Raw genomic sequence first — 12629 nt, 5'->3', positions numbered from 1 at the left:
CATGGTTACCCAACCGACAAGATATCTGCTGCGCGGCGCCGATGCGGTGATCGTCGATGACGGCACCGGGCAGACGGTTCTGCGTCATGTCGACCTTCTGACCGAGGGCCCGGCAATCCTTGCCATCGGGCCGAACCTTTCGGCAACGGAGGAAGCCACCGGCGCCGAGGTGATCGATGCTTCCGGATGGTTCGTCTATCCCGGCCTCGTCAACACCCACCACCATTTCTTCCAGACCTTCGTGCGCAACCGGGCCGATCTCGACTGGACGAAGCTGTCCGTCATCGAGTGGCTGGACCGCATCTATCCGGTGTTTTCACGGCTGAACGAGGACTGCTTCTACCATTCCTCGCTGACGGCGATGGCGGAACTGATCAAGCACGGCTGCACCACCGCCTTCGATCACCAGTACTGCTTTCCGCACCATGCCGGAAAGCGGCTGATCGACCGGCAGTTCGAGGCGGCAGACCTGCTCGGCATGCGCTTTCACGCCGGCCGGGGCGGCAATACTCTGCCGAAATCCGAAGGCTCGACCATTCCGGACGAGATGCTGGAAACCACCGACGAGTTCATCGCCGATTGCGCCCGCGTGATCGATACCTACCACGATGCCGCGCCCTTCAGCATGCGACAGGTGGTGGTCGCCCCCTGCCAGCCGGTGAACTGCTACCGCGAAACCTTCGTGGAAAGCGTTGCCCTTGCCCGTGACCGCGGCGTGATGATGCACACCCATGTCGGGGAAGGGGAAAGCCCGGTGATTGCCGCACGGCACGGCATGCGCACGGTGGATTACTGCGCCGAGCTTGGCTTTGCCGGGCCGGATGCCTTCTATGCGCATGGCTGGGAACTCTCGCATGCCGAGCTTGCCCGCATGGCGGCGGATGGCACCGGCCTCTCCCATTGTCCGGAGCCGGTCTATCTGGTCGGCGCGGAGGTGACGGACATTCCGGCCATGGCAGCACTCAACCTGCGCATCGGCCTTGGCTGCGATGGCGCCGCCTCCAACGACAATTCCAACCTGATGCACTGCATCCATTCCGGCTACATGCTGCAATGCCTCGTGGCCGCCACCCGCAGCCATCCGGTGCCGGAGCCTGCCGCCTTCCTCGCCTATGCGACAACGGGCGGTGCCTCGCTGCTCGGCCGCGCCGATATCGGCCGGCTTGCGCCCGGCTTGGCCGCCGATCTCTTCGCGATCGACACCCGCCGCATGGATTATGTCGGCACCCGTCACAACCCCTTGAGCCTGCTCGCCAAGGTCGGTGTCGGGATGACGACCGACATGACGATGATCAACGGCCGTATCGTCTGGAGGAAGGGCGAGTTTCCGGGCCTCGACGAGGCAAAGCTTGCGGCGGAGGCGGAAGCCGCCCTCGCCACGGTTCAATTCTGAGACGTTCACAAAACAGGGGAACAGGAATGTCCTATTCGATCACACGCAGACACCTGATGAAGAGCGCCGCAGCGACCGGCGTTGCGGCAACGCTTGGCAGCCGTCTCGCCACCGCTGCCGAACCGCTCGGCATCGCCCTCGTCGTGCCCTCGCCGATCGGTGACGTGGGCTGGGGCCATGCGCTGAAGGCCGGCCTTGAGCCGGTCAAGGCCGCCTATGGCGACAAGGTGAAGATCACCGTGCTGGAAAACATCGCGGAAGGCCCGGATGCCGACCGCATCATGAACAAGACGGTGGCGGACGGGAACCATTTCCTCGTCGCCGGCTCCTTCGGCTACCAGAACGGCGCCCTGCAGATCGCCCGCCGCAACCCGAAGGTTTCCGTGCTGCACGCCTCCGGCTTCCAGGTCGCGCCGAACTTCTCGCCCTTTGCCGCCAAATATTTCCAGGGCACCTACCTGATGGGCATGGCGGCCGCAGCCCTGTCCAAGACCGGCAAGCTCGGCTCCGTCTCGGCCTTCGCCATTCCGGAACTGATCACCTCCATCAATGCGTTTGCGCTCGGCGCGCAGGCGGTCAATCCGAATATCGAGATCTCCGTGGTCTGGGTCAATTCGTGGTTCGATCCGGCCAAGGAACAGGAAGCGGCCAAGGCGCTGATCGCGCAGAAATGCGACGTGATCTTCTCCAACGCGCAGGATACGCCTTCCGTCATCTCGCTCTGCGAAGAGCAGGGCGTCTATGCCTTCAACCTCAACTCCTCGATGAAGAAATACGCGCCGAAGACCTATCTCGGCTGCGTCGCCACGGACTGGTCGCCCTATTTCAAGGCCTCCGTCGATGCGCATCTGGCGGGCACATTCAAGGGCGCCAATGCCTTCCTCGGCGTGGCCGACAAGGTGGTCCAGGTCGTCGACTGGAACCCGGCCATCCCCGCCGACACCGTGGCGAAGATCAAGGACGTGGAAGGCAAGATTGCCGCCGGCAGCTTCTCGCCCTTCACCGGTCCGATCACCAAGGTGGATGGCAGTGTCGGCGTGGCCGCCGGCAAGACCATGGCCGATGGCGAGATCGTCGCGATGGACTGGCATGTCAAGGGTGTCGTGACGCCGCTGCCGAAGTGATCCATGACGGCGCCGCTTCTTTCCCTCCGCAACCTCACTAAAAGCTATGGTCCCGTGCGGGCCAATCGCGGCATTTCGCTGGAGGTCGGCGAGCGCTCCATTCACGCCATCCTGGGCGAGAACGGCGCCGGCAAGTCCACATTGATGAAGCTCATCTACGGCGTCGAGACGCCGGACGAGGGCGAGATGCTCTGGAAGGGCGCGCCCCTGCGCCTTTCCTCCCCCGCTTCGGCCCGCAAACGCGGCATCGGCATGGTGTTCCAGCATTTCTCGCTGTTCGAGACGCTGACGGTGATCGAGAACATCGCGCTGGTGGTGCCGGGGCAAAGGCGGGCGCTGCTGTCGCGCATCCGCGCGCTCGGCGAGGAATTCGGGCTCGAGGTCGATCCTCTCGCCCATGTGCATGCGCTGTCGGTCGGCGAGCGGCAGCGAGTGGAAATCATCCGCTGCCTGATGACCGATCCGAAACTGCTGATCCTCGACGAGCCGACCTCGGTGCTGCCGCCGCAGGCCGTGGAAAAACTGTTCGACACGCTGCGACGCCTGCGCGATGGCGGGGTCTCCATCCTGTTCATCTCGCACAAGCTGGAGGAAATCCGCGCGATCTGCGACCGGGCAACCATTCTGCGCAGCGGCGAAGTGACCGGCCATGTGGACCCGCGCGACCATGACGCGCATGATCTGGCACGCATGATGATCGGCCGCGACATGCCGGAACCGCTGCCCGTCACCGCGGCACCGGCCGGCGAAAAGCGGCTGGAACTGATCGGTCTCGAAGACACACCGGACGATCCGTTCGCCGTGGCGCTCTCCAGCGTCAACCTCACCCTGCGGGCCGGCGAGATCCTCGGCATTGCCGGCGTCTCCGGCAACGGACAGGCGGAACTGGCCGCCTTCATCTCGGGCGAGAGCAGGCTACCGGCCGCGCGGCGGGAACAGGTGCAGATGATGGGCCAGCCCGTCGGCCATCTCGGCCCGGCGGAGCGCAGACGACTCGGCTTTGCCTTCGTGCCGGAAGACCGACTCGGCCGGGGCGCCGTCCCGGAACTCTCGCTCACCCGCAACAGTCTGTTGACGGCGCATCCTCTCGGGCTTCAGCGGCACGGGCTGATCGACCGCGCCCGCGCCGCCGCCTTCACCGCAGACTGTATCCGCGATTTCGACGTGCGCACGCCCTCCGCCGAGGCCGAGGCCGGGGCGCTTTCCGGCGGCAACCTGCAGAAATTCATCGTCGGACGCGAGATCATGCTGAAACCGAAGTTGCTCTTCGTGGCGCAGCCCACCTGGGGCGTCGATATCGGCGCCGCCACAGACATCCGCCGCAAGCTGATGGCGCTACGCAACGAGGGGATGGCGATTCTCGTGATTTCCGAGGAGCTGGAGGAGCTATTCGACCTGTGCGACCAGATCCAGGTGCTACGAAAGGGAACGCTGAGCGCGCCGCTCAATGCCCGCGATACGAAGCCGGAGGAGATCGGTCGCTACATGATGGGCGCCGAAGCGGCACGGGAGGCGCTTTCCGCATGAGCATGCGCCTTGCCCTGCCGCATCTGGTGCGCCGCGAACGCGCCTCGCTTGCCGTCACGCTGCTGGCGCCGCTCGTTGCACTGTCTGGCGCGACCCTCGTCAACCTTCTGCTCTATGTGGCGATCGGCAAGCAGCCGGGCGCCGTGTTCCATGCCATGCTGCTGGAGCCCTTCCTGTCCTGGGCCTCCTTTTCCGAAGTGCTGCTGAAACTCGGGCCGCTGCTTCTGATCGCGCAGGGGCTCGCGATCGGCTTTCGCGCAAAAGTGTTCAATATCGGCGCCGAGGGCCAGTTCATTCTGGGGGCCATCTTCGCCTCCGCCATCCCGGTCTGGTATCCGCAGGCAACCGGCGGCTGGATATGGCCCTCCATGCTGCTCGCCGGCGCCATGGGCGGGGCGCTCTGGGCCGCCATCACCGCCTTCTGGCGCGTGCGGCTGAACGCCAACGAGATCCTCGTCTCGCTGATGCTGAGCCTCGTGGCCGCGCAGGTGCTGAACTATCTGCTGCTCGGCCCGTGGAAGGATCCGAACGGCTTCAATTTTCCGCAATCGGTGATGTTCCAGTACGATGCCATGCTGCCGCTCCTGTTCGAGGGAACCCGCGTCAACGTCTCGCTGCTGATCGCCTTCCTGCTGTCGGGCCTTGCCTTTGTCTTCATGCAGCGAAGCTTTCCCGGCTACCGGCTGGAGGTGGGCGGACTTGCGCCACGGGCCGCCGCCTATGCCGGCTTTTCGGAGGCACGCGCCATCTGGCTGTCGCTGCTGATCGGCGGCTTTGCCGCCGGTCTGGCGGGTGCGGCCGAAGTCGCAGGGCCGCTCGGCCAGCTACAGCGCTCCATCTCCACCGGCTACGGTTATTCGGCCATCATCGTCGCCTATCTCGGCGGCCTCCATCCGCTCGGCATCGTCCTGTCCGCGCTGGTGATGGCGGCGCTTTCCATCGGCGGCGACAATGCCATGGTTTCCGCCGATCTGCCGATTGCCGCCGTGCGGGTATTCCAGGGCAGCCTGCTGATTGCCTATCTGATCGCGATGGCCTTCGTTCGCTATCGCCTCGAATGGCCGTCGGCCAGCACACGGAGCAGGGCATGAACGCCATCGAATTCATCCTGGCCGGCATGCTGGCGGCTGCGACGCCCTTCCTGCTGGCGGCCCTCGGCGAACTGGTGGCCGAGCGGGCGGGTGTGCTTAATCTCGGCGTGGAGGGGCTGATGGCGCTGGGCGCCGCGCTCGCCTTCATCGTGGTCTATCACGGCGGCGGCCATCTGCTGGCCTTCGTCGTGGGCGGGCTGGGCGCCGCGCTGCTGGCGCTGATCTTTGCCTTCGTCACGCTCGGCCTTCAGGCCAATCAGGTGGCGGCGGGGCTTGCCATCGGCATCTTCGGGCAGGGCCTCTCCGCCCTGTTCGGCAAGACCTATGAGAGCCTGACGGTGAAGGGCCTGCCGAAACTCGCCCTGCCGGGTCTTGCGGATCTTCCCGTCGTCGGCGGACTGTTCGTGCAGGATATCGTCGTGTGGCTGTCGCTTCTCGCTACGCTTCTGATCTGGGCTGGCTTTGCTTTCTCGAAGGCCGGCCTGGTGCTGCGGGCCGTCGGCGAAAATCCGAAGGCGGCGCATTCCATCGGCTATCCGGTCATGCTGATCCGGCTGGCAGCCGTGCTGTTCGGCGGCGTGATGGCCGGGTTTGCCGGCGCCTATGCCTCGACGGTCTACACGCCGCTCTGGGCCGATGGCATGATTGCCGGCCGCGGCTGGATCGCGATCGCGCTTGTCGTGTTCGGCACCTGGCTGACGGGCCGCATCTTCCTCGGCGCCTGCCTGTTCGGGGCGGTGTCGCTGGCCGGGCTTGCCGCGCAGGCGGGCGGCGTGGAACTGCCCTCGCAACTGCTGGCGAGCCTGCCCTATCTGGTGACGATCCTGGTGCTCGGCATCATTTCGTCCAACCGGCGCCTGCTGAAGCTGAACGGCGTCGCCTCGCTCGGAGAGCCGTACAAGCCGTAAACGGGATGACGACGGGCGGCGCGCCGATGGCGGCCGCCCGCGCAGGAAACGGGTTCGTCAGCCGTGATTGATCATCACGTGCCGGACCACCGTGTAATCTTCCAGCGCATATTGCGACAGATCCTTGCCGTAGCCCGATTGTTTCAGGCCGCCATGCGGCATCTCGTTGACCAGCATGAAATGCGTGTTCACCCAGGTGCAGCCATAGCGCAGGCCGGCGGCCGCCTTCATCGCCTTCGACACATCCTTCGTCCAGACCGACGAGGCGAGACCGTAATCGGACTCGTTTGCCCAGGAAATCACATCGTCATCGTCGCCAAACGGCGTCACGGAAACGACCGGGCCGAATACCTCGCGGCGCACGATCTCGTCATCCTGCCGCGCGCCGGCCACCACCGTCGGCTGGTAATAGAAGCCCGGCCCGTCGAACAGCTGGCCGCCGGTGGCAATCTCGATGTGATCGGCTTCAGCGGCACGCTGAACGAAGCTTGCCACGCGGTCGCGCTGGCGCTGCGAGATCAGCGGGCCGATCTCGTTCAGGCTGTCATCGGCATCGGCATAATGCAGCGAGGCGACCGCGCTGCTGAGATCGGCAACGAACGTGTCGTAGACGGAGCGGTGGGCGTAGATGCGGCAGGCGGCCGTGCAATCCTGGCCGGCATTGTAGAAGCCGAAGGTGCGGATACCGGCAATCGCCGCCTCAAGATCCGCATCGCCATGGACGATGACGGGGGCCTTGCCGCCGAGTTCAAGATGCGTGCGCTTGACCGATTTCGCCGCCGCCTGCAGCACCTTCTTGCCGGTGGCGATATCGCCGGTGATCGAGATCATGTCGATACCGGGATGGTTGATCATCTGGTTGCCGACGCTTTCGCCGCGCCCGAGGATGATGTTGACCACGCCCTCCGGCAGGATGCCGGCAAGCAGTCTCGCCATTTTGAGTGCCGTCAGCGGCGTCTGTTCCGAGGGCTTGAACACAACCGTGTTGCCGCCGGCAATGGCGGGCGCCAGCTTCCAGGCCATCATCATCAGCGGATAGTTCCAGGGGGCGATCGAGCCTACCACGCCGATCGCGTCGCGGCGGATCATCGAGGTGAAGCCCGGCAGATATTCGCCGGCAAGCGTGCCCTGCTGGTTGCGGATCGCACCGGCAAAGAAACGGTAGCAATCGACAATGGCCGGAATCTCGTCATTGCGCACGGCGTTGATCGGCTTGCCGCAGTTCAGCGCCTCCAGCGCGGCAAAGGCATCCGCATCGGCCTCGATCGCATCGGCGATCTTCAGGAGATAGGCGGAACGCTCGGCGGGTGTGGTGCGCGACCAGCCGGCAAACGCGGTGCGGGCGGCGGCCACCGCCGCGTCGATCTGTCCGGGGCCGGCCTCCGGCAGTTCGGCGATCACGCCTGCCGTGCGGGGGTTCAGGATCTTCTCTTCGCGCTCCTCGCCGGCCACGAAGGAGGAGCCGATCAGCATTTGCGTGTCCATGTCCAGGGGTCCTTTCAGTCTGTTCATTTGCCGCTGCCGGCGGTGTCCTCGCCTTCACGCGTCAGCGCGTAGGCGAGAAGGATCGGCAGAAAGGTGACGAGCACGACGGCCATGGCGACGACATTGGTCACCGGCCGCTCGCGCGGGCGGATGAGTTCCTGAAGCATCCAGATCGGCAGCGTCTGCTGCTGACCGGCGGTGAAGGTGGTGACGATCACCTCGTCGAAGGACAGCGCGAAGGCCAGCATGCCGCCGGCGAGAAGCGCGGTCGCGATATTGGGCAGCACCACGTGGCGGAAGGTCTGGAAGCCATCGGCGCCGAGATCGTAGGAAGCCTCGATCAGCGAGACGGAGAGACGGCGGAAGCGCGCCACCGCATTGTTGTAGACCACCACGATGCAGAAGGTGGCGTGGCCGAGCACGATGGTCCAGAAGGAGAAGGGCAATTCCGCAAGACCGAAGGCGGAGCGCAGCGCGATGCCGGTGACGATGCCGGGCAGCGCAATCGGCAGGATGACCAGCAGCGACACCGCCTCCCGGCCGAAGAAGCGCGCCCGCGACAGCGCAGCGGCACACAGCGTTCCAAGCACCAGGGCAAGCAGGGTAGCGATCGCGGCGACCTTCAGCGACAGCATCAGCGCCTGCCACACATCCGGGCGCTCCCAGGCCACCGCCAGCCAGCGGGTGGTAAAACCCGGCGGCGGCCACTGGAAGCTGCGGGTTTCGGTGGTGAAGGCATAGACGAAGATCAGCAGGATCGGCAGATGCAGGAAGAGCAGCCCGGCGGCGGCCGCGATTTTCAGCAGGAGGGGGGCGGTCGACCGGTCATAGCGCATCGAAAGCTCCCATCTTCCTCGCAAGCCAGAGATAGAGCGCCATGATCAGCATGGGCACCACGGAGAAGGCGGCGGCAAGCGGAATGTTGCCGGCCGTGCCCTGCTGCATGTAGACGGCCTGGCCGATGAACAGGCGCGAGGTGCCGATGATGCCCGGCACGATGTAATCGCCAAGCGTCAGCGAGAAGGTGAAGATGGAGCCGGCGGCAATGCCCGGCAGCGCAAGCGGCAGCAGCACATGCCGGAAGGTCGCGCCGGGTGCCGCCCCCAGATCGTGCGAGGCCTCGATCAGACTTGCCGGCACCCGCTCCAGTGCTGCCTGGATCGGCAGGATCATGTAGGGCAGCCAGATATAGACGAAGACGAGGAAGGTGCCGGTGGCGCTGACGGACAGCGAATTGCCCCCCACCACCGGCAGCGACAGCCAGCCGTCCAGCAAGACACCGAGGCCGAGTTTCGCCGCAAGCCAGCTGACGATGCCTTCCTTGGAGAGGATCATTTTCCAGGCATAGATCTTGACGAGATAGCTCGACCAGAGCGGCAGCATGACACCGAGATAGAAGAAGGCCTTCCAGCGCCCCTTTGCATAGCGGGCCGCGTAATAGGCGACGGGAAAGGCGATGATGGCCGACGCAACCGTGACAAGCGCCGCCATGGTGACGGTGCGGGTGATGATGTCGAGGTTCGACGGCCGCAGCAATTCGGCATAGGTCAGAAGCGTGACCTCATGCGTCACCTGTCCGGTGAAATCGTCGATCGAGAAAAAGCTCTGCAGCAGCAGGGAGAACAGCGAGCCGACATAGATCAGGCCGAGCCAGAGGAGTGGCGGCAGAAGCAGCAGCAGGATGAGCAGGTTCGGCCGGCGCCACAGAAGGCCGGACAGGCGGGAGGAAAGGGGTTCTGCGCCGACGACAAGGCTCATGGCGCATCATCCAGCAGATTGAGCGCGCTGCGATCAAAGGAGAGCGTGATCGCGCTGCCCTCGCCCGGCACGCCGACGCCGGCAGGCAGATTGGCGTGCAGCATCTCGCTCTCCACCCGGACAGCCAGCCGGCGGAAGGCGCCGAGGAAACTCGATTGGACCAGCGTTCCCTCCAGCACCAGCCCGTCCTCCCATCGTCCGAGGCGAAGCAGTTCGGGCCGCAGGCTCGCCCAGCGCCGCTCCCCCGTCAGCCGGGCGGTGAGCGCCGGCGGCATAATGTTGGAGGAGCCGACGAAATCCGCAACGAAGCGGCTGCGCGGATTGTGGTAGATCTCTTCCGGCGTACCGGCCTGGACAATCCGTCCCTGATGGAAGACGGCGACGCGATCGGCCATCGACAGCGCCTCGACCTGATCATGGGTGACGAAGATGAAGGTGATGCCGAGCGCCTTCTGCAGCCCCTTCAACTCCTCCTGCATCGCCTCGCGCAGCTTCAGGTCGAGCGCGCCGAGCGGCTCGTCGAGCAACAGCACACTCGGCTTGTTGACCAGCGCACGGGCCAGCGCCACGCGCTGGCGCTGGCCGCCCGAAAGCTGCCCGGTGCGGCGCGCGCCATAGCCGGAGAGTTTTACCAGATCGAGCGCCTCTTCCGCCGCGCGACGCCGGGTTGCCCGATCCACGCCCTTCACCATCAGACCATAGGCGACATTGTCGAGAATGGTCATGTGCGGAAACAGGGCATAGTCCTGAAACACGGTGTTGACGGCGCGCCGCCAGGGCGGCAGTCCCGTCGCATCCCGGCCGTGAATGGCAATCGCGCCGCCGGTCGGCTGTTCGAAGCCGGCCATCAGCCGCAGGCAGGTGGTCTTGCCGGAGCCGGAGGGGCCGAGCATGGCGAAAAATTCGCCGGCCGGAATATCGAGATCGACGGCATCGACGGCACGCACGCTGCCGAAGTGGCGCGAGACAGCGCGAAAACTGACGGCTGAAGTCATAGGTCCTCCGCAATGGCCGATGAGGCCACAGGTTCGGGTCAGGCAGGCAGGGGGCTTTATGCGAGCAACTGCCGGATGGCTGGAAAGTGCAGAAGGAGGCGGCGAACCGTCTGCCGATCGGCGCGCCGCCCCGCAGAAAGCCTTACTGGCCGCCCATCACAGCGATGTAGTCGCTCACCCAGCGGCTATAGGGCACGCAGGTTCCCGTTTCGCACTTGGCCACCGGAGTCCGCCAGAACGAGATCTTCTGGAAATTGTCGAAGCCGTTGGTGGCGCAGCCGCTGTCGCCCAGCAGCGCGTTGCCCTTGCAGGCGGCGGGAACGGCGGGAACGGAGCCGAACCAGGCGGCAACATCGCCCTGTACTTTCGGCGTCAGCGAATGCTGCATCCACATATAGGCGCAGTTGGGGTGCGCGGCATTCACATGCATCATCGTGGTATCGGCCCAGCCGGTGGCACCTTCCTTTGGAATGGTGGAGGCAATCGGCTGCTTGTCCGCTTCCAGAAGGTTCACCTGATAGGGCCAGGAACCGGACGCGACCACACCCTCGTTCTTGAAGTCGTCGGTCTGCACCGTCGCATCATGCCAGTAGCGGCCAACCAGACTGCGCTGCCCCTTCAGAAGCTCGATCGCCGCCTTGTACTGGTCTTCGGTCAGCGCATAGGGATCCTTGATACCGAGGTCCGGCCTGGCGGACTTCAGGTAGAGCGCGGCATCGGCAATGTAGATCGGCCCGTCATAAGCCTGCACGCGGCCCTTGTTGGACTTGCCGTCCGGCAGCGTCATCTCCTTGAACACCACCTCCCAGCTCTCCGGCGCCTTGCCGCCGAAGGTCTTGGTGTTGTACATCAGGACGTTCGGCCCCCACTGGTAGGGCGTGCCGTAATGGACGCCGCCCACCGTGTGCCACGGCGCATTCTGCAGACGCTCGTCGACGCCGGACCAGGTCTTGATCAGGCCGACATTGACCGGCTGCACCTTGCCGCCGGCAATCAGGCGCAACGACGCATCGCCGGAGGCGGTGACGAGGTCGAAGCCGCCCTGGTTCATCAGGGTGACCATCTCGTCGGAGGTGGCGGCGGTCTTCACATTGACCTTGCAGCCGGTCTCCTTTTCGAAGCCGGTCACCCAGTCATAGGTCTTGTCGGTGTCACCGCGCTCCATGTAGCCGGCCCAGGCCACGATATCCACCTGCCCCTCGCCGGGGCCGATTGCGGTCTTCATCTCCGCCGAAAATGCGGGCTGCAGGGTGTTGGATAGCAGAACGACGGCGCTGCTGATGCGCAAGAAGGTCTTCATGATGTTCCCCTGTGTTCGGATTTGCCGATCTTGTTGGAGGGGATGATAACCAGCGCCTTCGGCTTCACAATTTCTTTTATCAAAAGCCCGGTATCGGAAAAACCGAATGCTCTCGTCCCTCGTTATCGGAGCCGCGGCGCGCGCTGGGTCTGGGCCAGAGAAATAAAGTTCTTCAGCGGCTGCGACAGGGTGAGGCCACGACGCCAGACGAGACCGACGTGGATTGCCGGCAGCGAGGCGGAAACGTCCCGCGTCTCGATGCGATCGCCTTCCAGCGACCAGGGCCGGTAGATCATGTCCGGCAGGATGGCAACACCGGCGCCGGTCGCCACAAGGCTGCGGACGGCCTCGACCGAGCGCGTGCGGAAGGCGACCCGCGGCCGCGCGCCGAAGACGGCGAGCAGCTTGCGCGTCGCCTCCTCGATCTCGTCGGTGGTGAGCATGATCAGCGGCTGTTCGGCAATCTGCTCGACGGTGATCGAAGGAAGTGCCGCGAGCGCATGGCCGGCCGGGAGCCACAGGTTGAAGGGCGACATGTCCAGGGTCTCGAACTGCAGCGCCTGCCGGTCGCGCAGATTGTTGAGCAGGATGACCGCCACATCGAGTTCGCCGCCGACCAGAAGGTGCTCCAGATAATTGCTCTCGTCCTCGACGGTACTGACCTCGACGCCGGGGAAGGCGCGGCGATAGCGGGCGAGCAGATCCGAGAGCACATAGCCGGCGACCAGCGAGGTGACACCAAGTTGCAGGGTGCCGGTCGTCTTTCCGGGATCCGAATCGAAGACCTGCCGCGCCTCGGCGACATTGACGAGGATCTTCGTCGCGTGGCGAAGAAACTGGTGGCCCTGCTGGGTAATGGCGAGGCCGCGCGGATGCCGCTCGAACAGCGACACGCCCAGATCCCGTTCCAGCTCCTTCACGGCTTCGGTGATCGAGGATTGCGAGATGGACAGCACATGCGCCGCGCCCGACACTGTGCCCTGCTCGGCCACCGCCACGAAATACTGCAACTGCCGCAGCGTGAACGCCATCTGCCCCTCATGCATCG

Annotated in this window: 11 protein-coding genes; 5 read left to right on the top strand and 6 right to left on the bottom strand. The window is 65.0% G+C overall.

Annotation, left to right across the window (positions count from 1 at the left end; genetic code table 11):
* Nucleotide 1: 1 nt before the first annotated feature.
* Genes FNA46_RS22420 through FNA46_RS22400 form a run of 5 tightly spaced genes read left to right on the top strand, consistent with a single transcriptional unit; the run spans nucleotide 2 to nucleotide 6043 of the window.
* On the top strand, nucleotides 2–1393 hold the full coding sequence (locus FNA46_RS22420) for an amidohydrolase (RefSeq protein WP_143127446.1): 1392 nt from the start codon (nucleotides 2–4) through the stop codon (nucleotides 1391–1393).
* A 26-nt stretch (nucleotides 1394–1419) separates the two neighbouring features.
* Nucleotides 1420–2517, top strand: a complete 1098-nt coding sequence (locus FNA46_RS22415) for a BMP family ABC transporter substrate-binding protein (RefSeq protein ID WP_143127445.1) — start codon at nucleotides 1420–1422, stop codon at nucleotides 2515–2517.
* Between the two features lie 3 nt (nucleotides 2518–2520).
* Complete coding sequence (locus FNA46_RS22410; RefSeq protein ID WP_143127444.1) at nucleotides 2521–4044, top strand: ABC transporter ATP-binding protein; 1524 nt, start codon at nucleotides 2521–2523, stop codon at nucleotides 4042–4044.
* Nucleotides 4041–5135: an ABC transporter permease gene (locus FNA46_RS22405; protein ID WP_143127443.1), complete on the top strand. Its 1095-nt coding sequence runs from the start codon at nucleotides 4041–4043 to the stop codon at nucleotides 5133–5135. Before FNA46_RS22410 ends, FNA46_RS22405 begins: the two co-directional genes overlap by 4 nt.
* A complete protein-coding gene (locus FNA46_RS22400) occupies nucleotides 5132–6043 on the top strand; it encodes an ABC transporter permease (RefSeq protein WP_143127442.1) in 912 nt (303 codons plus the stop codon). Before FNA46_RS22405 ends, FNA46_RS22400 begins: the two co-directional genes overlap by 4 nt.
* A 57-nt stretch (nucleotides 6044–6100) precedes the next feature.
* On the opposite strand, the gene FNA46_RS22395 is transcribed toward FNA46_RS22400, so the two are convergent.
* The 6 genes from FNA46_RS22395 to FNA46_RS22370 form a co-directional block, all read right to left on the bottom strand.
* The gene (locus tag FNA46_RS22395; protein WP_143127441.1) at nucleotides 6101–7528 is read right to left on the bottom strand and encodes a gamma-aminobutyraldehyde dehydrogenase; all 1428 of its coding nucleotides are present in this window, start codon (nucleotides 7526–7528) and stop codon (nucleotides 6101–6103) included.
* 23 nt (nucleotides 7529–7551) lie between these two features.
* The gene (locus FNA46_RS22390; RefSeq protein ID WP_143127440.1) at nucleotides 7552–8364 is read right to left on the bottom strand and encodes an ABC transporter permease; all 813 of its coding nucleotides are present in this window, start codon (nucleotides 8362–8364) and stop codon (nucleotides 7552–7554) included.
* Complete coding sequence (locus FNA46_RS22385; RefSeq protein WP_143127439.1) at nucleotides 8354–9286, bottom strand: ABC transporter permease; 933 nt, start codon at nucleotides 9284–9286, stop codon at nucleotides 8354–8356. Before FNA46_RS22385 ends, FNA46_RS22390 begins: the two co-directional genes overlap by 11 nt.
* A complete protein-coding gene (locus tag FNA46_RS22380) occupies nucleotides 9283–10281 on the bottom strand; it encodes an ABC transporter ATP-binding protein (RefSeq protein WP_143127438.1) in 999 nt (332 codons plus the stop codon). Before FNA46_RS22380 ends, FNA46_RS22385 begins: the two co-directional genes overlap by 4 nt.
* Before the next feature lie 142 nt (nucleotides 10282–10423).
* On the bottom strand, nucleotides 10424–11581 hold the full coding sequence (locus FNA46_RS22375) for an ABC transporter substrate-binding protein (RefSeq protein ID WP_143127437.1): 1158 nt from the start codon (nucleotides 11579–11581) through the stop codon (nucleotides 10424–10426).
* Between the two features lie 122 nt (nucleotides 11582–11703).
* Nucleotides 11704–12612 (bottom strand): LysR substrate-binding domain-containing protein, encoded by a 909-nt coding sequence (locus FNA46_RS22370; RefSeq protein WP_143127436.1) that lies wholly within the window; start codon nucleotides 12610–12612, stop codon nucleotides 11704–11706.
* Nucleotides 12613–12629: the final 17 nt, after the last annotated feature.

Source organism: Affinirhizobium straminoryzae (assembly GCF_007004135.1).
In the GTDB taxonomy this organism is placed as follows: Bacteria; Pseudomonadota; Alphaproteobacteria; order Rhizobiales; family Rhizobiaceae; genus Neorhizobium; species Neorhizobium straminoryzae.
Note: the sequence above shows the minus strand (reverse complement) of the source record. Positions and strands in the feature narration are given on the sequence as shown.

Bases quoted from the DNA above. Each gene is read 5' to 3' on its own strand.
- FNA46_RS22385 (WP_143127439.1), bottom strand. From the start codon at position 9,286: ATGAGCCTTGTCGTCGGCGCAGAACCCCTTTCCTCCCGCCTGTCCGGC.
- FNA46_RS22400 (WP_143127442.1), top strand. From the start codon at position 5,132: ATGAACGCCATCGAATTCATCCTGGCCGGCATGCTGGCGGCTGCGACG.
- FNA46_RS22395 (WP_143127441.1), bottom strand. From the start codon at position 7,528: ATGGACACGCAAATGCTGATCGGCTCCTCCTTCGTGGCCGGCGAGGAG.
- FNA46_RS22410 (WP_143127444.1), top strand. From the start codon at position 2,521: ATGACGGCGCCGCTTCTTTCCCTCCGCAACCTCACTAAAAGCTATGGT.
- FNA46_RS22405 (WP_143127443.1), top strand. From the start codon at position 4,041: ATGAGCATGCGCCTTGCCCTGCCGCATCTGGTGCGCCGCGAACGCGCC.
- FNA46_RS22390 (WP_143127440.1), bottom strand. From the start codon at position 8,364: ATGCGCTATGACCGGTCGACCGCCCCCCTCCTGCTGAAAATCGCGGCC.
- FNA46_RS22375 (WP_143127437.1), bottom strand. From the start codon at position 11,581: ATGAAGACCTTCTTGCGCATCAGCAGCGCCGTCGTTCTGCTATCCAAC.
- FNA46_RS22380 (WP_143127438.1), bottom strand. From the start codon at position 10,281: ATGACTTCAGCCGTCAGTTTTCGCGCTGTCTCGCGCCACTTCGGCAGC.
- FNA46_RS22420 (WP_143127446.1), top strand. From the start codon at position 2: ATGGTTACCCAACCGACAAGATATCTGCTGCGCGGCGCCGATGCGGTG.
- FNA46_RS22415 (WP_143127445.1), top strand. From the start codon at position 1,420: ATGTCCTATTCGATCACACGCAGACACCTGATGAAGAGCGCCGCAGCG.
- FNA46_RS22370 (WP_143127436.1), bottom strand. From the start codon at position 12,612: ATGGCGTTCACGCTGCGGCAGTTGCAGTATTTCGTGGCGGTGGCCGAG.